We start from the raw sequence: 26357 nt of genomic DNA, 5'->3' as shown, positions 1-26357 counted from the left end.
AAGCTATATTACGGATCGATCTTGTCCGAATAACGATCCGGAATCTTTTCACCAGCGTCGGGAGCCGAGTGAAACAGCAGGATGCGCGTGGGCCTGTGGTCATCGATCACGAGCCGCAGTCGGGTTTCCCCCTCTCGTCGGCGCAGCGCGGGATCTGGTTCGCGCAGCATCTGCTCGGCGACATCCCGCTCACCATCGCCCAGTACATCGACGTCCACGGTGATCTCGACGTCGAGGCGTTCGCGGACGCCGGTGCGGCCACCGGCCGCGAAATCGGCACCGGAATGCTCCGGTTGTTCGAGCACGACGGGCAGCCCTACCAGGTGATCGATCCCGACCTCAACGATCGGGCCACCGTCCTCGACCTGCGTGAGCGTCCCGATCCCGAAGCCGCTGCCTTCGCGTGGATGCGGGCCGAATACCGCACACCGCTGGACATGCTCGAGGACCGGCTCATCGTGTGCGCGCTTCTGCGCATCGCCGACGCCCGGTACTTCGTCTACACCCGGATCCACCACGTCGCACTGGACGGATTCGGCGCCACAACCTTCGTCAACCGCATCGCCGAGCGGTACACCGCTGCCAAGGAAGGGCGCGAACCCGCGTCGTTCCCCGTCAGCGCGCTCCACGAGATCGTCGACGACGAGAACCGCTACCGGGACTCGGGCCGGTTCGAGACAGATCGGGAGTATTGGGCCGCGCGGGTCCGCGACCTGCCGCATCCGATCGGCCTCTCCGGCCGGGCGGCGCCGGTCGGCCCCAATCCGGTCCGTTACAGCGCGCCGCTGCCCGACGAGGTGTCGGCGTCCGTCGAACGCGTCATCGCCCGCGACGAGCAGGCCTCGTTCGCGAGCGTGGTCATCGCGGCCTTCGCCGCGTTCCTCGCCCGCGTCACGGGTGAATCCGACATCGTGCTCAGTCTGCCGGTCTCGGCACGCACGACCGTCAAGTTGCGACGCTCCGGGGGCATGGTCTCCAACGTCGTGCCGATCCGCGTGGGCGTGGACCCCGCGGACACCGCCCCCGACATCACGTCTCGCGTGCAACTCGAACTCACCGGAGCACTGCGGCATCAGCGGTACCGGCACGAGGACATGCGGCGCGACACCGGGAGGGGTGGAGCCGACCGGGGATTCTTCGGTCCCGCCGTCAACATCATGATGTTCGGGACGGAGATCCGTCTCGGCGATCTCGTCGGCCGTCTCCACGTGGTCAGCACGGGACCGGTCGAAGACCTCTCGCTCAACATCTATCCGAGCAAGCCCGGCGATCCGGCACACATCGACCTCGAAGCCAACCCGAACCTGTACTCTATCGACGAATTGCGCTCGCACCACAGCCGATTCATCGAGTTTCTTGCCGACTTCGCGGAGTGCGACGGCACGGTGGGCGCGCTCGAGGTGCTGCACGACGACGAGCGGGACGCACTCGTCCCGTTCCGTGGCCGCCCGCCGCGCCCCGTCCGGATGCTGCCGGACCTCCTCGCGCAGGGGATGTGCCGCAACCGTGACGGCATCGCCGTCCTCGACGGAGACCGGACGCTGACCTATCGTGCCCTCGACGAGCGCTCCGATCGGCTCGCCCGGGTGCTCGCAGACGCCGGCGCCGCTCCCGAGAGTTTCGTCGTGCTGAGCATGGAACGCAGTGCCGAAGCGCTGGTCGCCCTCTGGGCCGTGGCGAAGACCGGCGCCGCGTTCGTGCCGATCGATCCGGCGCTGCCCGCGGAACGTCTCGCGTACATGATCCGGGACTCCGGGGCGCGACTCGGCATCAGCACGCGCGACCGGATACCCGACCTGCCCGCTGGTCCGCGCTGGCTCGCTGCCGACGACGCGCATCCGGTTGTGGATGCGCCGCCGGTCGTAGCGGCCAGGCCCGAGCATCCCGCCTACATGATCTACACCTCCGGCTCGACCGGAACACCGAAGGGCGTGGTGGTCACCCACTCCGGGCTCGCCGCGTTCGACGCCGACGCCCGGCCCGAACTCGGCCTCACCCCCGCCTCGAGGATGCTGCGCTTCTCGTCGGCGAGTTTCGACGCATCGGTCTTCGAGATGCTGCAGGCGTTCAGCGCCGGCGCGGCGATGGTGGTCGCCCCGCCGCACATTCTGGGTGGGCAGGATCTCGCCGACCTGCTGCGCAGCAGCCGTGTCACCCACATCGTGTCCGCGCCGACCGTGCTCACCACCGTCGACCCCACCGGACTCGACGATCTCGAAGCCGTCGTGGTGGGCGGTGATGTCTGCACCCCCGACCTCGTCGAGCGTTTCGGTGCCGTCAGCCGGTTCACCAACAGCTACGGACCGACCGAAACCACCATCGTGGTCACCGCGGGGAGCCCGCTGCAATCGGGCGACCGGATCACCATCGGGCGGCCGCTCGATGGTGTCGCCGCCGTCGTCCTCGACCGCAGATTGCGGCCCGTCCCTGTGGGATTCGTGGGAGAGCTGTATCTCGGGGGCCCTGCGCTGGCCAGGGGATACCACTCCAGGCCCGGACAGACCGCCGACCGGTTCGTCGCCAACCCGTTCGAGCCCGGTGGCCGGCTCTACCGCACCGGCGACGACGTGCGCTGGACCACCGACCACGAACTCGAATTCCTGGGCCGCTCCGACTTCCAGGTGAAGATCCGCGGATTCCGGATCGAACTCGGTGAAATCGACACGGCACTTCTCGAACAACCGGGTGTCGACTACGCCGCGTCCGTCGTCCACGACACCGGGCACTCGAGCGTGCCGATCTCGTACGTGCGGATGGAATCGGGCCACCCATTCGACGCAGCCACGCTCCTCGAGGGCGTCGGCCGGTTGCTGCCGTCGCACATGATTCCCGCCGCGCTGATGGAACTGGACCACATTCCGGTGACTCCCGCGGGCAAGCTCGACCGCGCCGCCCTACCGGCACCACGGTTCGAGTCGGCCGAATTCCGCGCGCCCCGGACAGATTCGGAGATTGCGCTCGCCGAACTCGCGGTGGGGCTCCTCGACGTCGAGCGGGTCGGTGTCGACGATTCGCTGTTCGCGCTGGGCGCCGACAGCATCGTGGCGATGCAGTTCGCCGCCCGCGCCAAGGACATCGGTCTGCACATCACGGCACGACAGATCTTCGAGCACAAGACGATTGCCGCGCTGGCCCGTGTCGCTACGGCGGTGTCGGCGACCACGGTCATGGCCGAACTGCCCGGTGGCGGTGCCGGCGAGATTCCGCTGACGCCCATCGTGCACGACATGCTCCGGCGTGGTGACTACTCCACGTTCGCGCAAGCGGTACTCGTCACCACTCCCGCGGGTCTCACCGCCGAACACCTCTCTGCCGCTCTCGCCGCCGTGCTCGACCGCCACGACATGCTGCGCTCGGTGATGCGTGACGACACCTGGGAGGTCCGTGCCGGCGCCGCCGATCCCGGAACCTTCGTCACGCGCGTTCCCGTCGCCGACATCGACGCCATCGACGACCTGATCGCGTCCCGGTGCGACAGTGCCGCAGCGGCGCTCGATCCTGCCGAAGGTGTGATGCTGCAGGCCGTGTGGTTCGACGTGGACGCGGCCGACACACAGGGCAAACTCCTGCTCGTCGCGCACCACCTCGTCGTCGACGGGGTGTCCTGGCGGGTGCTGCTCCCCGACCTCGGACAAGCCTGGATGCAGGTCGCGGCGGCCCAGGAGCCCGTGCTTCCGCCGGTCGGTACGTCCTTCCGCCGCTGGGCGCACGCCCTGCACGACGCGGCCCGCGACGGCACGTTCGTCGACGAACTCGCCTACTGGCAACGCACGTCGGCCGGGGCCCGTCCGCTGCGCGGGATCGAACCCCTCGACCCGCACGTCGACACGCTCGCCGCCACCCGGCGCGTCCACGTCGCACTCGACCCGTCGGTCACCGACGCCGTCCTGACCCGGCTGCCCGCGCTCTACGGCAGCGGTGCCGCAGACGGATTGCTCACCGCCCTCGTACTGGCTGCCGCACGCTGGGACCACGGTGCCGAGCGTTCGCTGCTGCTGACCCTCGAAGGCCACGGGCGCGACCTCGATACGCCGGACCCCGCAGAGCTCGCGCGCACCGTCGGCTGGTTCACCAGTGCCTACCCGGTGCGTCTCGCCGTCACCGGCGACCTCGACGACGCCCTGGCCGGCGGATCCGCAGCGGCCGCCGCGGTCAAAGCCGTGAAGGAACAGCTTGCCGCCGTGCCGAACCACGGTATCGGCTACGGCATCCTGCGGTACCTCGATCACGAGACCGGTTCGGTGCTCGCGGACCTGCCCGAATCCCAGCTCTCGTTCAACTATCTCGGCAGGCTGACCTCGGGCCACATACCCGACGAGATCCGCGAGATCGGCTGGGTACCCGACGACCTCGATCTTGATCCGAACCGGACCTCCGCGCTCGCCGCCGCAGCGGCGATCGACATCAACGCCATGGTCGTCGACGGTCCCGACGGACCACACCTCACCGCGTCGTTCGCGTACGTGCCGCGCGTGGTCTCCTCGGAGGACGTCGCCGAACTCGCCGAACTGTGGCGCAGCGCTCTCACCGGTCTCGCCGCGCACCTCGATCGTCCCGGCGCGGGCGGTTTGACCCCGTCCGACGTGCCGCTCGTCGCAGTGGGCCAGCGCCAGATCGAGCTGTGGGAATCCGAGTACCCCGCAGTGCGCGACATCTGGCCCCTCCCACCGCTCCAGGCGGGTTTGCTGTTCCACACCCGGCTCGCTGCCGGCTCGCTCGATGTCTACGTCGCGCAATTGACCCTCGAACTGGCCGGTGCCGTGGACGGCGACCGGCTGCGCAGCGCCGTCGACGCGGTCGTCGCCCGGCACGCCGGCCTGCGCACCGCGTTCGTCCACGACGAGACCGGGGATCCGGTGCAACTCGTCCTCGATCGCGTCGAGGTGCCGTGGCGTGAGGTGCGCGCCGCCGCGGGTGGGGCCGCCGAGGTACTAGACGCCGAACGCGGAACACCCTTCGACCCCGCCCGGCCGCCCCTGCTGCGGGCGGTCCTCGTCCGCACCGACGACGGTCGCGCGACGCTCGTGCTCACCAACCACCACCTCGTGCTCGACGGGTGGTCGATGCCCCTTCTCGTGCGAGAGATCCTCACCCACTACATATCCCGGGATGCGCTTGCCGAGCCCGTGCCGTACCGGGACTATCTCCGGTGGTGGCGCGAGCAGGACACGGACCGGTCGCTGCAGGTGTGGAGCGACTTGCTCGCCGGCGTCAGCGAGCCGACGCTTGTCGCGCCGAACGCAGAGGCAGCCTTCGAGGACAACCCCGGCGAGATCGACATCGACCTGAACGACGAGTTGCTCACCGCGCTCACCGAGCAGTCGCGCGAGACCGGGATCACCGTCAACACCCTCGTGCAGGTCGCGTGGTCGCTCGTCCTCGGCCGGATGCTCACGCGTTCGGATGTGGTCTTCGGTGCGACCGTCTCCGGCCGCCCCGCCGAACTGCCCGGTGTGGAGAACATGCTGGGCCTGTTCATCAACACCGTGCCGGTGCGGGTAAAGCTCGAGCCCGGCGACACCGTCGCCGACGCGCTGCGCAGCGTGCAGGACGCGCAGGTGTCGATGCTCGACCACCACCACGTGGGTCTGGGCAGCATCCAGCAGAACATCGGTGCCGGAACCCTGTTCGACACCCTCACCGTGTTCGAGTCGTACCCCGTCGACCGCGCCGGTTTCGACGAGACCACCGATTTCGCCGGCATGCGCGTCACGGGTATCGATGCCCGTGACGCCACGCACTACCCGCTCACCGTCATGGCGATCCTCGAACCACGGTTGCGGCTGAGCGTGCGCTACCGCACCGACCTGTTCGACCGCGCCACCGTGGACCGCATCGCGCGGCGACTCGTCGGGGTGCTCGAGACCGCGGCGACCCGGCCCGACACGCAGGTCGGAGACGTCGATGTCTTCCTGCCCGGCGAACGTGACACCGTCGCCGGATTCGAACGCGGCCCGGAGCGGGAGCTGCCACCCACCACGCTCGTGGATCTTGTCGCGCACCAAGCGCAGCGGACACCCGACGCGCGAGCCGTCCTCGTCGAGGGCGCTCCCGCACTGCCGTATTCGGAATTCGCGTCGCGGGTCAACCGCCTCGCTCGTGCCCTCGTCGCCGACGGTATCGGCCCCGGTGACCTGGTGGGCGTCTCGATGCCGCGGTCGCTCGACCAGTTCACCGCGATCCACGCCGTCGTCACCGCCGGTGCCGCCTACGTGCCGATCGACCCCGAACAACCGGCGTCGCGCACCGCACACGTGCTCGATACGGCTGCCCCGGCCCGGGTGCTCAGCGCTCTGCCGGACACGGCCGGGTTCTCCGACGCGCCGCTCACCGATCTCGACCGCCGTGCGCCGCTCCACCCCGACGACCTGGCGTACGTGCTGTTCACGTCCGGGTCCACCGGACGCCCCAAGGGTGTCGCCATCTCGCACCGCAGCATCGTCAACCGCCTGCTGTGGATGCAGGACACCTATCCGCTCACGGTCGACGACGTGGTGCTGCAGAAGACTCCCGCGACATTCGATGTGTCGGTGTGGGAGCTGTTCTGGCCGTTGCTCACCGGTGCCTCGGTGGTGCTCGCGAGCCCGGACGGGCACCGCGACCCGCGCTACCTCTCCCGCGTGATCGACGAATACGGAGTCACTGCACTCCATTTCGTGCCGTCGATGCTCGAGGTCTTCCTCGCCGGTGCCGACCTCGGGCGTTGCGGCAGCATGCGGCAGGTGTTCACCAGCGGGGAGGCGCTGCCCGCCACCACCGTCGCACGGTTCGCCGAGAGCCTCGGCGTGCCCCTCCACAACCTGTACGGACCGACCGAAGCCGCGGTCGACGTCACCGCTCATCCGACGGTGGCAGGGGAGAACCCGGTGCCCATCGGAGCGCCGGTCTGGAATACGACTGTGCGCGTGCTGGACTCGCGACTCCGGCCGGTTCCGGTGGGCGTCGAGGGCGAGCTGTATCTCGGCGGAGTGCAACTCGCTCGCGGATACCACGCGGCACCCGGGCTGACGGCAGCGCGATTCGTCGCCGACCCGTCCGGCCCAGCGCGTCTCTACCGCACCGGCGACGTGGTGCGGTGGCGCGCCGACGGCGTCCTCGAGTACGTGGGCCGCAGTGACTTCCAGGTGAAACTCCGAGGCCAGCGCATCGAACTCGGAGAGATCGAGTCCGCGTTGCTCGAACACGACGCCGTCGCGCAGGCCGTGGTCGCGCTGCATCGCGACGACGTCGCCGGGGAACACCTGGTCGCGTACGTTGTCGGCGCCGTGGACAGTGAGGCCGTCCTCGCGCACGCCGCAGCGCGCCTCCCGCGGCACATGGTTCCCACGGTCGCGATGGTGCTCGACGCGCTACCGGTGACCTCCAACGGCAAGCTCGACCGCAAAGCCCTTCCCGCAACGGAATTCGGCTCCGATGCCGAGTACGTCGAGCCGGCGACCGCGACCGAGGAGACGGTGGCGGCGATCGTGGCCGACGTGCTCGGACGCGACGGCCTCGGCGCGACGGCGAACTTCTTCGATCTCGGCGGCAACTCGCTGACCGCGACGCGGCTGCTCGCCCGCCTCGACGGCACCTTCGGTACCCGGCTGCAGATCCGCGATCTGTTCGACAACGCCACGGTGGCCGGACTGTCCACCCTCATCGACGGACAGCAGGATCGGCAGGTGGGTCCGGCACTCGTCGCGGGACCGCGCCCCGAGCACATCCCGCTCTCACCGGCGCAGGCGCGCATGTGGTTCGTCAACCGCTTCGACCCGGCCTCGGGTGCCTACAACGTGGCGGTCGCGCTACGCCTGACCGGCACGCTCGACATCGACGCGCTGCGCACCGCCGTCACCGACATCGTCGACCGGCACGAGACGCTGCGCACCCGCTACCCGGACAACGGCGACGGTCCCCGGCAGGAGATCCTTCCGGTCACCGACGCGATCGACGCACTCACGCTGACCGTCGACGACCTGCACGGGACGCTCGACGAACGGCTCCTCGAGGTCGTCGCCCGCGGCTTCGACGTCACCCGCGAGATCCCCCTCGCGCTGAACGTCGTCCGCGAAGACGCCGACCGGCACGTCCTCGCGCTGGTCGTGCATCACATCGCGATCGACGGCTGGTCGATGCAAGCCCTGGCCCGCGATCTGGTTGCCGCCTACGGTGCACGCAGCGCCGGCGCCGCCCCGGCGTGGGAGCCGCTGCCGGTCGGGTACGCCGACTACGCGCTGTGGCAGCAAGGACTTCTCGGCAGCACCGACGACCCCGACTCGGTGGCGGCCCGTCAACTCGCGTTCTGGCGGGACGCCCTGGCCGATGCCCCCGAGGTCCTGGACCTGCGCGCCGACCATCGTCGACCGGCGGTCCCGTCGTTCCGGGGCGGCACGGTCACCGTCGACGTGCCCGCACCGGTGTATGCCCGGGCGGCAGAGCTGGCGAGGGCGCACGACGCGTCCCTGTTCATGGTGCTGCACACCGCCCTTGCGGTACTGCTCGCCCGGACCAGCGGCACCTACGACGTCACCGTCGGCACACCCGTCGCCGGTCGCGGCCACCGTGACCTCGACGACGTGGTGGGCATGTTCGTCAACACCCTTCCGTTGCGCACCCGGTTCGATGCCTCGCTCTCGTTCGCCGCGGCCCTGACGACAGTGCGCGACACCGACCTTGCCGCGTACTCCCACGCCGACCTCCCGTTCGAGCAACTCGTCGAGGCGCTCGCCCCGGCGCGCTCGACGTCGCACCAACCGCTGTTCCAGACGGTGCTAGCGCTCGACGTGCCGCAGCCCGGTGCGGTGACACTGCCCGGTCTCGACATCGAGGTACTGCCCGTCGATTTCGGGATCGCCAAGTTCGATCTCGAATTCGCCGTCACCGAGCACGAGCGGCACGCGACCGTCACGCTGACCTTTGCCCGCGACCTGTTCGAGGACACCACTGCCGCAATGCTGGTCGACCGTTACGTGCGGGTGCTGGAGTCGGCCGTGGCAAATCCGGATGCCTCTGTCGGCTCCCTGGACCTGCTCTCGCACGCCGAGCACGACGACCTGTTGCGCCGTCCCGAATCCGTCGGCGTACGCACGCTCCCGCAGCTACTCACCGAGGCTGCCGCCGACCCCGACGCACCCGCGCTCGTCTCCGGGACGCGCATCGTCACCTACGGCGAACTCGACCGCCGCTCCGCTGCGCTCGCACACATGCTGATCGAGGCCGGCGCGGGCCCCGAGACCGTCGTCGCGGTCGCCGTGGAACGTTCGGTGGAATCGGTACTCGCCGTCTGGGCGGTCGCCCGAACAGGCGCCGCATTCCTGCCCGTCGACCCGACCTATCCGGCGGCTCGCATCGAGCACATGCTCACCGACTCGGGCGTGCGGCTCGGGCTCACCACCGACGCGCACCGCAACGCCCTGCCCGACGACGTGCGGTGGCTCGACGCTGCCGCGCAGACCGATGACGAGCGGACCGATGACGAGCGGCCCGTTCCCGCGCGCGAACCGCACCCCGACCACCCCGCCTACCTGATCTACACGTCTGGCTCCACAGGCGTGCCCAAAGGCGTGGTCGTCACCCACCGCGGCCTTGCAGCCTTCGTCGCCGAGCAACAACGCCATTACGGCGTGCGGCCCGGTGACCGCGTCGCGGCATTCGCGTCACCCAGTTTCGACGCGTCGCTGCTCGAACTGCTGATGGCGGTCGGTGGAGGAGCGACCCTCGTGCTCGTCCCCACCGGCATCTACGGCGGCACCGAACTCGAGACGGTGCTCGCCGACACCGGCGTGACACACCTTTTCCTCACGCCCGCGGCACTGGCGACACTCGATCCCGCAACGCTGCCGCACGTCCGGGTGGTCGTCGTCGGCGGTGAAGCATGCGAACCGTCGCTCGTGGCACGGTGGGCGCCGGGACGGGCGATGTTCAACGCCTACGGCCCTACCGAGTCGACCATCATGGCAACGCATTTCGGTCCGATGACGCCGGGAGAACCGGTGCGCATCGGCAGTGCCGTCCTCGGCACGTCCGCGAGGGTTCTCGACGACCGGTTGCAACCGGTGCCCACCGGAGTGCCGGGCGAACTGTACGTATCCGGTGCGGGGCTCGCGCGGGGTTACCACGATCGCGCCGAGCTCACCGCGACGCGGTTCGTCGCCGACCCGGTCGGTGGCGGACTCATGTACCGGACGGGCGACCGCGTCCGGAAGGTCGCCGACGGCACACTGGAATACCTGGGACGCAACGACTTCCAGGTGAAAGTTCGCGGCCACCGGATCGAACTGTCCGAAATCGACGCCGTCCTGTCCGGGCATCCGTCCGTCGACGCCGCGGTGAGCGTGCCGCACGCCGCAACCGGAGCCGTGGTGGCGTACGTGGTGCCCGCACCCGGTCACGCGATCGATACCGCCGACGTGACCGCTCACGCCGCCCGCGCCCTGCCCGATTACATGGTGCCCTCGGCGATTACAGTCGTCGACGCCTTCCCCCTCACCGGTGCGGGCAAGGTCGATCTACGGGCACTGCCCGAACCCGTCTTCACCGCCGCACAGTTCGTCGCACCGCGAACCGACGCCGAGAGGCGGGTCGCGGCGGTCTACGCCGAAGTGCTCGGCCTCGAGCAGGCCGGTGCGCACGACGACTTCTTCGCGCTCGGCGGCAACTCCCTGTCGGCGACCCGTGTGGTCGCGCGACTCGACGCATCGCTCGGGGTGCGCGCAGTGTTCGAGAACCCCACCGTGGCCGCGCTGGCCGCCGTCGTCGGTGACAACGGGCCGGGCACGCGCCCGCCGCTCGTCGCCGGGCCCCGCCCCGGCCGCATTCCGCTCTCGCCCGCACAGCAGCGGATGTGGCTGATCAACCGGTTCGACCCCACGTCGCCCGTCTACAACGTCCCCGTCGCCGTGCGCCTGCGCGGCCGACTCGACCACGACGCACTGCGCGCCGCGGTGCACGACGTCGTGCAGCGGCACGAGACCCTGCGGACGGTCTTCCCCGACGCCGACGGTCCACACCAGGTGGTCCTCGACGACGCCCCGGTGAACCTGACGCCGCGCCCGATCACCGCCGATACCGAGCGTGACGAGATACTCGCCGTGCTGTCGCGCGGATTCGACGTCACGACCGAGGTCCCGATTCGCGGCGCTCTGCTCCAGGCTTCCGCCGACGAGCACGTGCTCGTGGTGGTCGTGCACCACATCGCCGCCGACGGTGCCTCCACCGTGCCGCTCGCCCGCGACATTCTCGTCGCCTACAGCGCCCGGCTCGCCGGCACCGCTCCGCAGTGGGCGCCGCTCGCTGTGCAGTACGCCGATTTCGCGGTGTGGCAGCGCGCCGTACTCGGCGATCCCGCCGACGCCGGATCGCTTGCAGCGCGTCAGCTCAGCTACTGGACCGAGGCACTCGAAGACGTCCCGGCCGTGCTCGAGTTGCCCGCCGACCGGCCCCGCCCGGCGGTCGCCTCGCAACGTGGTGCGCGCATCGACTTCCGCATCGGTGCCGACACCGTGGACGCACTCGACGCCCTTGCCCGCGCACACGGCGCCACGCGCTTCATGGCGCTCCATGCCGCCCTGTCCGTGCTGCTCGCGCGCCTCGGCAACACCGGTGACGTCAGCGTCGGCACCCCCGTCGCCGGTCGCGGGGAGGCCGCGCTCGACGACGTGGTCGGCATGTTCGTCAACACCCTGGTGCTGCGCTCCCGGTTCGACCCGGCCGCCGGTTTCGAGCGGACCCTCGAGCAGACCCGCGACGTGGACCTCGCCGCGTTCGGGCACGCCGACGTGCCGTTCGAGCAGATCGTCGACGCCGTCGACCCGGTCCGTTCACAAAGCCACGCGCCGCTGTTCCAGGTGACGCTGTCGCTCCAGAACCAGGGCACGGGTGTCCTCGAATTGCCCGGCCTCGAGATCGAACCCGTCGAGCCGGGTATCGATGTCGCGAAAGTGGATCTCGAATTCACCCTCCGCGACGACGACGGTGGCCTCGCCGGGTCGCTGACCTACGCGACGGACCTGTTCGACGCCGGTACCGCGGAATCCTTGACGCGGCGCTGGCTGCTGCTGCTCGACGCGGTGACCGAGAACCCCGCTGTGCCGGTGGGCGAGGTACCGCTGATGGGGGAGACCGACGCCGCCCGTGCACTCGAACACGCCGTGCCCGCAGATCTCCCGGCACGCGTGCTGCCGGAGATCTTCGCGGGCGGTGTCGCCGCGAACCCGGACGGCATCGCGGCCACCGACGGGACCAGGCACCTGACATACACCGAGCTGGATCGTGCGTCCAACCGTCTCGCGCGCATGCTCGCCGAGCACGGCGCAGCGCCGGAAACGTTCGTGGCACTGTCGTTCCCGCGCTCGGTCGACGCGATCATCGCACTGTGGGCAGTGGTCAAGACCGGTGCGGCGTTCGTACCGATCGACCCCGCGCTGCCCGCGGCGCGCATTGCGTACCTGCTGTCGGATTCCGGCGCGCTTCTCGGGCTCACCCACGGTGACGCGCCGTCGACCGACATCCCGTGGCTCCGCGCCGACGACGCCGCCGGATACTCCGATGCGCCGATCGAACGGACGACCGCGGTCGGGTCCGCCGCCTACATGATCTACACCTCCGGGTCCACCGGCACCCCGAAGGGTGTCGTCGTCACCCACCGTGGCCTCGCGGCCTTCACCGCCGAACACCGCCCCGAACTCGGCCTCAGCTCCGAGTCGAGGATGCTCCGGTTCTCGTCGTCGAGCTTCGACGCCTCGGTGTTCGAGCAGATCGCCGCGTTCTCCGTCGGTGCCACGATGATCGTCGCGGCACCGGAGATCGTCGGCGGCACCGAACTGGCCGATCTGCTGCGGCGAGAACGGGTCACGCACATCCTCACCGCGCCCGCTGCGCTCGGCACCGTCACACCCGACGACCTGCCCGATCTCGAAGCGGTCATGGTCGGCGGCGACGTGTGCCCGCCCGAACTGGTCGCCAAGTTCGGCTCCGTGTGCCGGTTCGTCAACTGCTACGGCCCCACCGAAACCACCATCATCATCACGGAGACCGCACCGCTGAGCGCGGACGACGCCATCACCATCGGCGCGCCGATCCGCGGCGCGGGGGCCGTCGTCCTCGACGACCGCCTGCACCCAGTGCCCGACGGTGTCGTCGGCGAGTTGTATCTGTCCGGCGCCGGACTGGCCCGCGGCTACCACCGCCGACCCGAGCTGACGGCGTCCCGATTCGTCGCCAACCCCTACGCCGGTGGGCTCATGTACCGCACCGGAGACCTGGTGCGGCGCACGGCCGGAGGTGAACTCGACTTCGTCGGGCGCCGCGACGCCCAGGTGCAGGTGCGGGGCCTCCGCATCGAACTCGGTGAAATCGAAGCCGTCCTCACCCGCACCGACGGGGTCGCGCAGGCTGTCGTGCTGGTACACAACGACGCCCGCACCGGCGATCGGCTCATCGGCTACGTCGTCCCCACCGAGGGCAACACCGCCGACACGCAACTGCTCCGGAACCGGATCGCCGACGAACTGCCGTCCTACATGGTGCCCGCGCAGATCCTCGTGCTCGACGCGCTGCCGATCACCGCGAACGGCAAACTCGACCGGAAAGCACTGCCGGTCCCCGCTTTCGAGACGCGAGCATTCCGCGCACCGGAAAACCCGGTCCAGCAGACCGTCGCCTCGGTCTACGCCGAACTGCTCGGCGCCGACCGGGTCGGGCTCGACGACGACTTCTTCGCGCTCGGCGGCAACTCCCTGATCGCCACGCGGGTGATGTCGCGGATCGGGTCGGAACTCGGAGCGGACATCCCCCTCCGCGTCCTGTTCGAACAACCCACGGTGGGCGCGCTCGCCGCGGCAGCGCAGGAGTACATGGGACGGGTAGCGCGCCCGGCGCTGGTCGCGCAGGAACGCCCCGCCCGCATCCCGCTGTCGCTCGCGCAACAGCGGATGTGGTTCCTCAACCGGTTCGACCCCGGCGCGGCGACCTACAACATCCCGGTCGCGCTCCGGTTGTCGGGCGACCTCGACCTCGCAGCACTGAAGTCGGCGGTCGAGGACCTGCTGGTGCGGCACGACATCCTGCGCACCGTGTACCCGGAGGTCGACGGCGCGGGTATCCAGCAGGTATTGCCGCTGTCCGAGGTGGACACGGATCTCACGCCCGTTCCGGTCGAGGCGGATGACGTGTTCGCCGTTGTCGGAGAATTGATCTCGGCGGGATTCGACGTGACGGCGGAGGTGCCGGTACGAGTGCGGCTGTTCCGCGCCGGGCCGGAGGAATACATTCTGGTCTTCGTGGTGCACCACATCGCAGGTGACGGGTTCTCGATGGGACCGCTCACCAGGGACGTGATGACGGCGTACGCGTCGCGCGTCGACGGTCAGCCGCCCACGTGGGCTCCGCTGCCGGTGCAGTACGCGGACTATACCCTCTGGCAGCGGCAGATCCTCGGCTCCGAGGACGACCCGGACAGTGTGGTGTCGAAGCAGATCTCGTACTGGAGCGAGACCTTGGCGTCGCTGCCGGATCAGCTCGAATTGCCCTGGGATCGGCCGCGTCCCCAGGTGGCGTCCCATCGGGGTGCGTCGCACACGGTCACTCTCGACGCGTCGCTCCACCAAGGTCTGCTCGGGCTCGCGCGAACACACCACGCCACGCTGTTCATGGTGCTGCACAGCGCCATGGCGTCCGCTCTCGCCCGGCTCAGCGGCACCTCCGACATCGCGCTCGGTACGCCGGTTGCCGGCCGTGGTGAAGCCGCACTCGACGATCTGATCGGGATGTTCGTCAACACGCTGGTCCTGCGTACCGAAATCGACCCCGGTCGGTCGTTCGCGGACCTGCTCCGCTCGGTGCGGGAAACGGATCTGCACGCGTTCGCGCACGCCGACGTGCCGTTCGAGCGCCTCGTCGAAGTTCTCGCACCGGCCCGTTCGCAGGCGCGTAACCCGCTCTTCCAGGTGATGCTGACGCTGCAGAACATGCAGCCCGCCGACTTCCGTCTTGGTGGCGTCCGCATCGAACCCGTCGAGGCCGATCTGAACCAGGCGATGGTCGATCTCCAGGTCACCGCGCACGAAGCATTCTCGGACAGCGGTACTCCGGACGGTATCGACCTGACGTGGACCTACGCCACGGACCTCTTCGACCGTTCCACCGTCGCGGGGTTCGCCGACCGGTTCGTCCGCACTCTCACCGCAGCGGTGCGCGATCCCGAAACTCCCGTCGGCGACCTGGAATGGCTCGCGCCGCGGGAGTGTGCGGCCCTACACGAGATGGGCCTTCCCGCGGTGTGCACCGACCCGGGCGGCGTCACCCTCCCGGACCGGTCGGCAGCGCAGGCCGCGAAGACGCCGCATGCCGTCGCCGTCGCCGACGAAGACACCTCGTACTCCTACGCGGAATTCGCTTCGAGAGTCAACGGACTTGCCCGGCACCTCATTTCGCTCGGTGTCGGCCCGGAGACGAGCGTCGCCATCGCGATGGAACGATCGATCGATGCGGTGATCGCGGTCCACGCCGTGGTCGCCGCGGGCGGTGCCTACGTGCCTGTCGACCCCGGCCAACCGGCCGAGCGGATCTCCCACGTGTTCGAGATCGCCGATCCGATACTGGTGTTGTCGGACTCGCGCCACGACCTGGGCGCGGATCGGACGGTGATCGATATCGGTACTTTCGATGCGAGCGGCGTGCCGGACGGACCTGTCTCGGACGCCGAACGACGGGGCCCGCTGCGCCCGGACAACACGGCCTACGTGCTGTTCACGTCGGGCTCGACAGGACGCCCGAAGGGTGTGGCGGTCTCGCACGCGTCGGCCGTGAACCAGCTGGACTGGTTGCAGGAGGAGTTCGGGGCCGATGCCGCCGACACCATTCTGCTCAAGACCCCGCTGACTTTCGACGCATCGGTGTGGGAGCTGTTCTGGGCCTTGCACAGCGGAGCACGGATGGTCGTCGCGGCACCGGACGGTCACCGCGACCCGCAGTACCTCGCGCGTGCGCTGGTGGATTTCGAGGTGTCCGTGGCACAGTTCGTGCCGGTCGTGCTCGATGCGGTGCTCGACGTGCTGGAGGAGCCCACTCCCTCGTTGCGGTTGGTGTTCGCCGGCGGTGAGGCCCTGTCGGGTGCGACGGCCGACCGCGCGCTGAGGATGCTCGGGTGCCGGGTGCACAACCTGTACGGCCCGACCGAAACGACGATGCAGGCCACGCACCGCCGGAGCGACCCGGATTCCGACGGTGGGCGCGTGCCCATCGGTATACCCGTTCGGAACACCGGCGCCCTGGTGCTCGACACACGTCTGCATCCCGTGCCGGTGGGAGTTGTGGGCGAGCTTTATCTCTCGGGTGTCCAGTTGGCCCGCGGCTATGCGGGACGCGCACACCTGACGGCCGACAGGTTCGTGGCGAACCCGTTCGACGGTGCGGGGACGAGGATGTACCGCACGGGAGATCTGGTGCGGTGGAACGCAAACCGCGAACTCGAATACGTAGGACGCAACGACATGCAGGTCAAGCTGCGGGGCCAGCGGATCGAACTCGGGGAGATCGACTCGGTGCTGCGCGCACACGAGGGCATCCTGGCCGGCGTAGTGGTGGCGTGGCCGGAACAACTCGTCGGTTACGTCGTGCCCACCGGTGAACTCGATACGCAGCGACTGCGAGAGGCGATGGGGCGGGTGCTGCCGTCGTACATGGTGCCGGCGCAGTTCGTCGTGCTCGATGCCCTGCCGACGACGCCCAACGGGAAGGTCGATCGGAAAGCGCTGCAACAGCCCGAGGTTCGAGCACGCGAGTTCCGGCGTCCGTCGGGTGGCGCCGAACGTGCTGTAGCCGATGCCTTCTCCGGCGTTCTCGGTGTCGCACAGGTGGGTGCGGACGACGACTTCTTCGCGCTCGGCGGCACTTCTCTGGTCGCGACCAGGCTCGTCGCACAACTGCGCGACGCGCTGGGCGTCGCCGTCCCGCTGCAGTGGTTGTTCTCGCATTCGACGGTGGAAGCGCTGGCGCGGAAGATCGCCGAGGGCGGGGCGTCCGGCCCGGAGTTCGGAACGCTGCTCCCCATCCGAGCGGAGGGTGACCTCCCCCCGGTGTTCTGCGTGCATCCGATCATCGGATTGTCCTGGTGCTACACCGCACTCGCGCAGGAGATCGACCCGTCCGTACCTGTGTACGGATTGCAGACCCCGCTCGAGGATCTGCCCACATCCCTCGACGACCTGGCGGCGCTCTATGTCGACGAGATCCGCCGGATCCAGCCGGAGGGCCCGTACCGGCTGCTCGGATGGTCGCTGGGAGGTGTCATCGCGCACGCCATGGCGGTGCAACTCCAGGCCACCGGCCGCACAGTGGAAACACTGGTGATGCTCGACAGTTTCGCGGACACCGACACCGGCACCGACGCGTCCGAAGAGCCGGAAGTGCCGATGAGCGACCTGCTCGCCGGATTCGGCATCGCCGGAGACGGTGACGAACCGGCGGACCTGGCCGGAGTCGTCCGGGTAGTCGCCGACCTCACCGGCAACACGGCCGAGGACACCGAACGGCTCGTGCGGCAACTGATGGAGGCGGCCCGGCACAACGTTGTCCTGGCGGCCGGTCACCGGCCCGCACGGTTCGACGGTGACGTCCTGTACTTCACCGCAGCCGAGGACGAAGGCCACGGGGCCGCAGGCTGGGCCGATGCCGTGAGCGGCCGAATCCATGACCATTCAGTGCCGGTCACCCACTGGCGCATGACTTCGACCGAGGCACTTGCCGTGCTGGGGCCTCGGCTGCGTACTGTCTTCGCAACCCCATCCGACCACGACCGACAGGGCAAACAAGCAAGATGAACATCAACGTTCTGCGGCGAAGTACTGCCTGCGTCATGGTCGCTTCGGCGCTCATCCTGGCGGGGGCGCCCGCCACCGCCTCGCCCGGCGGGGAGGAGGTGCGGATCGAGCAGGTCGAAGGAAACCGCTACGACATGCACGTGTACTCGGAGTCGATGGGCCGAGAGATCCCGTTCCAGCTGATCCGTCCGGCCGACACCAGCGTTCCGCGGCCGACGCTGTACCTGCTGAACGGGGCCGGGGGAGGCGAAGACGGTGCGAACTGGCTCAATCAGACGAAGATCCTCGACTTCCTCGCCGACAAGAACGTGAACGTCGTGATCCCCGCACAGGGCATGTTCACCTACTACACCGATTGGATGCGTGAGGATCCGGTCGTGGGTATCGCGAAGTGGGAGACGTTTCTGACACAGGAGCTTCCCCCGATGGTCGACCGCGCACTGGGCACTACGGGTGTCAATGCGATCGCGGGACTGTCGATGGCAGGCACGTCGGTGCTCGACCTCGCAATCCAGGCGCCGGGACTGTACCGAGGGGTCGCCTCGTACAGCGGCTGTGCCCAAACCAGCGATCCTGTGGGCCAGGCGTATCTCCGGTCCGTCGTCGAAGTGATGGGTGAGACCGATGCACGCAACATGTGGGGCCCGTACGACGGCGACGAGTGGGCCCGGCACGATCCGACGGTCAACGCCGAAGGGCTGCGCGGGCTCTCCCTCTACATCTCGAACGGAAACGGTTTGCCCGGACCGCACGAGAACCCGGCACTGGCACGCACCCCTCAGGCACCGCCGCTGCACGAGCAGGTCGTGGTCGGTGGCGTGATCGAGGCGGCAACGAACGTGTGTACCCAACGACTGGCCGAGCGGCTGGAAGAACTCGATATCCCCGCCACCTTCCACTTCCGTGAGAACGGCACGCACTCATGGGGGTACTGGGAGGACGAACTCCATCGTTCCTGGCCGCAACTGGCGGCGTCACTCGATCTCGGTAACTGACGCACCTGGGTGACCCCGCCCTGATCGAAAAAGCTCGCGGCCCTGGTGGTTTGTCCACCAGGGCCGCGAGCTTTACTTCAGGGCTGCTTACCTGCGACCGGGGGGCTTGATGCCGCCCTTGATCTGCAGTCCGCCCGGCTTCGCCTTCGGCGGGGCCGGTGCGTCGGCAGCGGGTGCCTTCGGCGCCTCGGGTGTCGTCTCCGACTCCGTTGCCGCCGACTCCGTTGCCTCAGGCTCTGGTGCCACCGACTCCGTCACCGGCTCGGTCGTCTCCGGCTCGGAAGCGACAGTCGGCTCAGGAGCAGATTCCGCGGCCGGCTCAGGAGCGGGCTTCGGTGCCGGTGCCGCCTTCTTCGCACCCGGGCTCTTCAGACCACTCTTGAGCTGCAATCCGCCCGGCTTCGCCTTGGGGATTGCCGCAGCCTTCGGCTCCTCGGCTGCGGGAGCCGCGGGAGTCTCGGTTGCGGGAGTTTCGGCGACGGGAGTTTCGACGACGGGAGCCTCCGGTGCCGCGTCGGCCTTGGGTGCGGCCGGTGCTGCTGCCTTCTTGGCACCGGGAGCCTTGAGGCCGTCCTTCATCTGCAGTCCGCCCGGCTTCGCCTTGGGAGCCGCAGCGGCTGCTGCCGGTGCGTCTGCTGCTGCCGGTGCGTCTGCGGCATCCGCTGCCGGTGCCGCGTCGGCCTTGGGTGCGGCCGGTGCTGCTGCCTTCTTGGCACCGGGTCCCTTGAGGCCGCCCTTCATCTGCAGTCCGCCCGGCTTCGCCTTCGGGACCGCGGGGGCATCCGCGGACGAGGTCTCTGCCGCGGGAGCATCTGCTGCCGGGGCGTCGGTCTTCGCGGACGCTGCGGGCGCTGCTGCCTTCTTGGCGCCCGGTCCCTTCAGGCCGCCCTTCATCTGCAGCCCGCCCGGCTTGGCCTTCGGCGCTGCGGATGCTTCCGAAGCCGGTGCCTCGGCCGCCGGTGCCTCGGCCGCCGGTGCCTCGGCCGCAGGGGCCTCTGCGGCCGGAGCCGCTGTCTTCTTGGCACCGGGTCCCTTGAGACCGCCCTTCATCTGCAGTCCGCCGGCCTTGGGTGCGCCGGTGGTCTTCGGAGCGGCAGGAGTAGCTGCAGCGGCCTCGACGGCCTCCACACGCTCTTCCTCGACCGCCTCGGCGGTCTCCTCGACCTCGAGCTCGGACTTCGGCTCCTGGACGACCTTCAGGTTGTCGCTGAGCTTCGCCGCCTCGACGCGGGAGATCGACTCGAGCATGAGCTGCGCGACGTCGATGACCTCGACGCCTTCGCCCAGCCCCTGCTCCTGGCGGGCGGTGACGCCGTCGGTGAGCATCACGCGGCAGAACGGGCACCCCGTCGCGATCTTCGAGGGGTTGGTGGTGAGTGCCTCGTCGACGCGGTCGATGTTGATGCGCTTACCGATGCGCTCTTCCATCCACATGCGGGCACCACCGGCACCACAGCACATCGAGCGTTCGCCGTGACGCGGCATCTCGACGAGCTTGGCGCCCGAGGCTTCCATCAGCTCACGCGGTGCGTTGTACACCTTGTTGTGCCGGCCGAGGAAGCACGGGTCGTGGTAGGTGACGTCCTGGCTGACGGGCGCGACCTGCACGAGCTTCTTGGCGCGGACCAGCCGGTTGAGCAGCTGCGTGTGGTGAACCACCTCGTAGGAGCCACCGACCTGCGGGTACTCGTTGTTCAGGGTGTTGAAGCAGTGCGCACAGGTGACGACGATCTTGCGCTTGCTCTGCTCGACGCCGTCGAACACTCCGTTGAGGGTCTCGATGTTCTGCTGTGCCAACTGCTGGAACAGGAACTCGTTGCCCGCGCGACGAGCGGAGTCACCGCTGCAGGTCTCGTCGGCGCCGAGCACCATGAACTTCACGCCGGCGGTCGCGAGCAGCTCGGCGACAGCCTTCGTGGTCTTCTTCGCACGGTCCTCGTAGGCACCGGCGCAACCGACCCAGAACAGGTAGTCGTAGCCATCGAAGCTGTCCGCATCCTGGCCGAAGACCGGGATGTCGAACTCCATCTCGTTGATCCAGTTGAGACGGTCCTTGGCGTTCTGGCCCCAGGGGTTGCCCTTGTTCTCGAGGTTCTTGAACAGACCTGCGAGCTCGGACGGGAAGTCCGATTCGATGAGCACCTGGTAGCGGCGCATGTCGATGATGTGGTCGACGTGCTCGATGTCGACCGGGCACTGCTCGACGCACGCACCACAGTTGGTGCAGCTCCACAGCGTTTCGGTGTCGATGATCGGCGCGAGTTCGCCCGCCTCGACCATTGCCGTCGTGTCACCGACGAGCTTGCGCTCCGCTTCGGTGCGTGCACTCGCCGGAATCTTCGCGAGCGCAGCCTCGTCGACGTTGCCGTCGCCGTCGACCAGACCGACCTCGTCGCCGCCCATGTCCTTGCGGCCACCGGCCAGCAGGTACGGGGCCTTGGCGTTGCCGTGGTCGCGGAGCGAGGTGATGAGCAGCTTCGGCGACAGCGGCTTACCGGTGTTCCAGGCGGGGCACTGCGACTGGCAGCGACCGCACTCGGTGCACGTGGTGAAGTCGAGCCAGCCCTTCCAGGAGAAGTCCTCGATGTTTCCGGCGCCGAACGTGTCGGTATCGGGGTCGGCATCTTCCATGTCGACGGGCTTGCCCTTGGACATCATCGGCTTCGCGGCACCGAGGGCGACGCCGCCGTCGTCTTCACGCTTGAAGTAGATGTTGAAGAATGCGGAGAAGCGGTGCCACGCGACACCCCACGTGATGTTGCGGCCGACGATGTAGAGCCACACCATGCCGGACATCAGCTTGACGAATGCGAAGACCGAGACCAGTTCGGGGCTCTCGGGAAGGATCCGCGCGACCTGCATCGTAAAGAAGTCGGTGCTCATATGGCCACCGCCGTAGGTGGCGATCTTGCCGGCCTTCACCAGGATCATGCCGAGACCCTCGAGGAGGACGACGGCTTCGACGAAGTAGGCGGCCTTGAAGTTGGAGCCGCTGAAGCGCGACAACCGGCCGGGCTGACGCGGGTGATTGAGCTGGCGGATGGTGATCAGCGTGAGGATGCCGATCACGGTGCCGAGGCCCAGAATCTCGTCGATGAAGTGGTAGACGGCCGTGTCGCCGATGATGGGCCAGTGGAAGTTCGGGTCGAACGTCTGGCCGTAGGCCTCGAACCAGACGATGGCACCGAGCATGAAACCGACCATGACCAGCCAGTGCGCCCAGCCGACGGTACGGAACTTGGTCATCTTCGTGTGCGCGATGAACTCGACGAGCATCTGCTTGAAGCGCGGGAAGAACGGCCGCCACCGGTCCGGGGCCGGTTGGCCGACCCGGATGGTCTTGACCATCGTCCATGCGCCGCTGATGAACGCGAACCAACACACGAGGCTGAGCAGCACGCCGATCGTGCCCAACGTGATCGTCAGGGCATTCATACGTGGCCTTTCGTGTCGGGGGCAGCACCATGCCGCCTGGTATAAGCCACCGCATCGTAACGCAGGATAAGTTACTGACCGGTAACTTGATGGAGAACAGAGTCAGGCTACTGGTCGGTAACAACGTTCGTGCAGCGGGGATGTGTGTGCCCGGCCACGTTAGTGGTCAAACCATCCGGCCTATCTAGCCAGGCTCACCTAACTGCAGGCGATTCCGGTTCGCTGCCGAGCTCGGGCAACCGGCTCCGATCGGGGCCCGGGCGAAAAAACTCATATAAGACATGTGGTGTGACGTCGGTTATGATTCGCTCCGGACGTGGCATCCGGACAATTGGTTCGCCGTCGGGGGGTCTGGGTGTGCCACGCGTACAGGGAAAATGGGGGCGTCCCTCGGGCGTGCGCCATGTCACAGAACGGAATCCAATGAAGCTCAAGAAGCTTGTCATCGTCGCGACGATGACTGCCGCCGCTATGGGGATCACGGCCGGCACTTCCTACGCAGCTCCGGCCGCCCCGTCGGCCGAAGACAAGATCAACTATGAGGTCCGGCCCGAGGGCGACTCGGTCGTCACCGTGATCGACGCGGGCTCGTTCGCCATCTCCGGTGACGGCACGCAGGTCGAATTGCAGGACAACGACGGTAACGCCGTCATCAGCCTGCCTCTCGCCGTCCAGCTGGGCGATCTCCAGCTTCCGTTCGAGCGTGAGATCAGCGAAGACGGCAAGACGTTGACCCTCACTCCGGTGGTCGACCCGGCGAAGGCGACGCCGGTCGAGCCCGAAGACAAGGTCGCGATGGGGATCACGCCTGTCGGCCTGAAGCTGTCGGACGTTGCGTCCCCCGACGAGAACCTCAAGGCCCAGCAGAACTTCGTGTCGCAGTTGGGCATGGCGACCGCGATCGGCACCGTCGCAGGCGCCATCATCGGGTGTGTTGTGGGAGCTATCCCCGGGAGCATCATTCCGGGTGCCGGCACCATCATCGGGTGTGCGGGCGGCGCAGGCGTCGGCGGCACCATCGGAGCCTTCGTCGCAGGCGGTCCGACAGCAGTCATCGCCGGCATCGCAGTCGTCGAGACGCTCCTGGCGGCTCCCGGCACCACCGAGTGGGCGAAGTAGCACTCTGCACGTAGGGCAACGGCCCCGTCACCTCATTGGTGGCGGGGCCGTTCTCTGTCAATGCGGGAAAGACGGCGTGAGAGGCGGCGGCGAGGGGATCGTCGCCAGCCGTCCGTCGTGGACTTCGGCGACTCGGTCCGCGGCGCCGAGGAGCGAGCGGTCGTGCGTGACGAGAACTGTGGCGGTGTGCCGTTCCCGTGACAAACGGGTGATCAGTTCGACGATCTCCTCGCCGCGCTCCTGATCGAGGGCGCTGGTCGGTTCGTCGACCAGAAGCACATTCGGCTCGTTCATCAGGGCGCGCGCGATGTTGACCCGCTGCCGCTGGCCGCCGGACAACGCGTGCGGTCTGCGGTCGGCGTGATCCGCCATGCCGACCGATTCGAGCAAAGACATCGCTCGGGACCTCGCCTCGCGGGTCGAGCGCCCGTCGATCCAGGCCATCACCTGAAGTTGCTCGACAGCCGTGAGCGACGGTACGAGGTTGGACTGCTGGAAGACGATCCCGATGGTGTGCCGACGCAGTTCCGCGAGACGAGCGCGAGACAGGCCGGATGTGGCGACACCGTCGATCACGACCGTTCCGGAGTCGGGCGATCAGGGTGGCGGCCACGGCGAGCAGACTCGATTTACCGGAGCCGGACGGGCCGACCACAGCGGTGACGGTGCCGGCGGGCACGTCGAGCGTGACGTCGTCCAGGGTGAGCACACGGTCGTCGCCGTCGGCGTAGGTGAGGGAGATATCGGTCATGATCAGACTCATCGGGCACTTCCCAGAGCGGTGAGGGGGTCGACGGAGGTGATGCGGCGAACAGCGATCGCTGCGCCGAGGGAGCCGAGGGCGATCATCACCGCCGCCGGTACCAGGAGGGTGGCCGGCGTCAGTGCGAACGGAACGGACCCGGACAGCGCCGCACCGGCAGCGGCCGCCAGCGCAGTGCCGAGGGCGGTACCAGTGGTGAGAACCACGAGGGCCTTCCCAAGGGCATCTCTGACGAGCCGGCCGGTGGAGGCACCCAGGGCTTCGAGCACGGCGATGTCGCCGCTTCGCTGGATCGTCCAGACGGTGAAGAAGGCGCCGATGACGAGCGCGGAGATGGCGAAGAGGAATCCGCGCATCAGTGACCCCTACAGTCAGGCTCCTGGCGTGGTGCCTCCATCTGCTCGTCGGGTTGCTCGCACTCGCCGTAGTTCGGGCATTCGCGGATTCGGCCCCCGACGCGGGCCTCGTCGCCGCCGTGGCGGCGATAGCAGCGGTGACCTACGGTCTCGGACCCTTGCTGCCCGCCGTCGGCCGGTCCTATGCCGGAGCCGTCTCATGGCTCTCCGCGGTGGGGGCCGGTGTGGCTGGTGCTCCTGGCGCTCTCCGCGGAGGCAGTCTGGCTGGCGTTCCCTCTCTATTTCGTGCAGCTGCACCTGTTGCCCCGGCGCAGCGGGCTCGTTGCGGTGCTGCTCACCACCGCGGCGGCCGTCGTCGGCTTCTCGATCCACCAGGCTGCTTTCAGCCCGGCCACCGCGATAGGGCCGTCGCTGGGTACCGCGGTGGCGGTGGTGTGGAGCTACCAGGCGTTGTACCGGGAGAGCGAACAACGCCGGATGCTCATCGACGAACTCACCGCCACACGTGCGGATCTCGCCGCCGCCCAGCACAGTGCCGGGGTTCTCGAAGAACGTGAACGACTCGCCCGCGAGATCCACGACACCCTGGCACAGGGGCTTTCGAGTATCCAGCTTCTGCTGCGCGCAGCCGAGCGGGCTCTGCCCGACCGAGTGGACGCCGCAGCCGGCTACGTGGGCCGCGCGCGCTCGGTTGCTGTGGACAACCTCGGAGAGGCGCGACGTCTCGTGGTGGCGCTCGCTCCGCCGGCTCTGGACGACACCACGCTGGCGGGTGCGCTGGAGCGACTGTGCGCGACGACGACCGACAGGCATCACATCGACGCCCGCTTCCACCTACGCGGTGCCCCGATCGGTCTCCCGGCCGAGTACGAAGTCGCATTGCTCCGGGTGGCTCATCGGCGCTCGCCAACACCACCCGTCACTCCCGGGCAACCGGTGTCGATGTGACCCTCGACTTCGGGGACGACCGCGTAGCGGTGGACATCACCGACGACGGGGTGGGCTTCGATCCGGGGTCGGTGCCCGAACCTGCGCCCGAGAGCGGTTTCGGGCTGGCGGCGATGCGCGCCCGCGTGGACGATCTGGGAGGTACGTTCACCGTGCGATCCGCCGAAGGCGAGGGGACCTCGATCACCGCCGTTCTTCCGCTTCCCTCCGAATCGTCTTCCGAGAGGCATCTGTGAGCGCCGACCCGATCCGTGTACTGCTCGCCGACGATCACCCGGTCGTCCGGGCGGGTTTGCGTGCAGTCCTCGAGACGGAGCCGGGAATCGAGGTCGTCGCCGAGGTGGCGACTGCCGAGGACGCGGTGGCCCGGGCGACCGCATCCGACATCGACGTGGTCATGATGGATCTGCAGTTCGGGCGTGGACAGGTGTCGGGTGCTGCCGCGACGGCCGCCATCACTTCCCGTCCTGGGGCTCCGCACGTCGTAATCGTCACCACTTATGGCACCGACGCCGACACACTGCCGGCGATCGAGGCCGGTGCCACCGGCTACCTGCTCAAGGACGCGCCTCCGGAGGAGTTGGCGGCCGCGATCCGTACCGCGGCGTCCGGTCGCACGACTCTCGCTCCGGCAGTGGCCGATCGGTTCGTCCATCGTCTTCGCGCTCCAGGCACGTCGTTGACCGGCCGGGAGGTCGAGGTTCTCGGGCTGGTCGCGGAAGGGCTGTCGAACCACCGCATCGCGCAGCGACTGCATCTCACCGAGGGCACGGTGAAATCCCATCTCGCGCGTATCTATACCAAGCTGGGGGTCGATTCGCGCACGGCTGCGGTGGCGTCGGCTACCGAACTCGGATACATCCGTCGTTGACGGCGCCGATGACGCCGGATACAGAAAAGAGGCCCTCCTTCCGAACGGAAGGAGGGCCTCTTTCGAGAT

At 68.5% G+C, this 26357-nt stretch carries 8 protein-coding genes and 2 pseudogenes; 6 read left to right on the top strand and 4 right to left on the bottom strand.

Features of this window, described 5'->3' with window-relative positions; genetic code table 11:
* Positions 1–68: 68 nt before the first annotated feature.
* Together ACFWU2_RS11540 and ACFWU2_RS11535 are read left to right on the top strand one after the other, a co-directional pair.
* Complete coding sequence (locus ACFWU2_RS11540; RefSeq protein WP_378605571.1) at positions 69–17801, top strand: non-ribosomal peptide synthase/polyketide synthase; 17733 nt, start codon at positions 69–71, stop codon at positions 17799–17801.
* Positions 17798–18796: an alpha/beta hydrolase gene (locus ACFWU2_RS11535; protein WP_378605568.1), complete on the top strand. Its 999-nt coding sequence runs from the start codon at positions 17798–17800 to the stop codon at positions 18794–18796. The genes ACFWU2_RS11540 and ACFWU2_RS11535 overlap by 4 nt, the downstream gene beginning before the upstream one ends.
* Before the next feature lie 87 nt (positions 18797–18883).
* Here ACFWU2_RS11535 and ACFWU2_RS11530 read toward each other — a convergent pair whose 3' ends face one another.
* Positions 18884–22231 carry a (Fe-S)-binding protein gene (locus ACFWU2_RS11530; RefSeq protein ID WP_378605565.1) on the bottom strand — a complete coding sequence of 1116 codons (3348 nt, stop codon included), beginning with the start codon at positions 22229–22231 and terminating at the stop codon, positions 18884–18886.
* A 423-nt stretch (positions 22232–22654) separates the two neighbouring features.
* Between ACFWU2_RS11530 and ACFWU2_RS11525 the strand changes: the two genes are divergently transcribed.
* Entirely contained in the window at positions 22655–23350 is a 696-nt protein-coding gene (locus tag ACFWU2_RS11525) for an ammonium transporter (protein WP_378605562.1), read from the top strand.
* A 57-nt stretch (positions 23351–23407) separates the two neighbouring features.
* On the opposite strand, the gene ACFWU2_RS11520 is transcribed toward ACFWU2_RS11525, so the two are convergent.
* The 3 genes and pseudogenes from ACFWU2_RS11520 to ACFWU2_RS11510 form a co-directional block, all read right to left on the bottom strand.
* Positions 23408–23923, bottom strand: a complete 516-nt coding sequence (locus ACFWU2_RS11520) for an ABC transporter ATP-binding protein (RefSeq protein ID WP_378606260.1) — start codon at positions 23921–23923, stop codon at positions 23408–23410.
* Position 23924: 1 nt separating this feature from the next.
* Positions 23925–24101 (bottom strand): annotated as a pseudogene (locus ACFWU2_RS11515) (ATP-binding cassette domain-containing protein); the annotation flags it as partial.
* A gap of 8 nt (positions 24102–24109) precedes the next feature.
* Positions 24110–24475, bottom strand: a pseudogene (locus ACFWU2_RS11510) (FtsX-like permease family protein); the annotation flags it as partial.
* A 216-nt stretch (positions 24476–24691) separates the two neighbouring features.
* On the opposite strand from ACFWU2_RS11510, the gene ACFWU2_RS11505 reads away from it, so the two are divergent.
* Genes ACFWU2_RS11505 through ACFWU2_RS11495 form a run of 3 tightly spaced genes read left to right on the top strand, consistent with a single transcriptional unit; the run spans position 24692 to position 26288 of the window.
* Positions 24692–25417 (top strand): sensor histidine kinase, encoded by a 726-nt coding sequence (locus tag ACFWU2_RS11505; RefSeq protein ID WP_378605559.1) that lies wholly within the window; start codon positions 24692–24694, stop codon positions 25415–25417.
* Positions 25414–25653, top strand: a complete 240-nt coding sequence (locus ACFWU2_RS11500; protein WP_378605557.1) for a sensor histidine kinase — start codon at positions 25414–25416, stop codon at positions 25651–25653. Before ACFWU2_RS11505 ends, ACFWU2_RS11500 begins: the two co-directional genes overlap by 4 nt.
* Positions 25650–26288: a response regulator gene (locus tag ACFWU2_RS11495; RefSeq protein ID WP_378605555.1), complete on the top strand. Its 639-nt coding sequence runs from the start codon at positions 25650–25652 to the stop codon at positions 26286–26288. The genes ACFWU2_RS11500 and ACFWU2_RS11495 overlap by 4 nt, the downstream gene beginning before the upstream one ends.
* The last annotated feature ends 69 nt before the right edge of the window (positions 26289–26357 follow it).

The sequence above is a fragment of the Rhodococcus sp. NPDC058639 genome (genome assembly GCF_042717545.1).
Classification (GTDB): domain Bacteria; phylum Actinomycetota; class Actinomycetes; order Mycobacteriales; family Mycobacteriaceae; genus Rhodococcus.
Note: the sequence above shows the minus strand (reverse complement) of the source record. Positions and strands in the feature narration are given on the sequence as shown.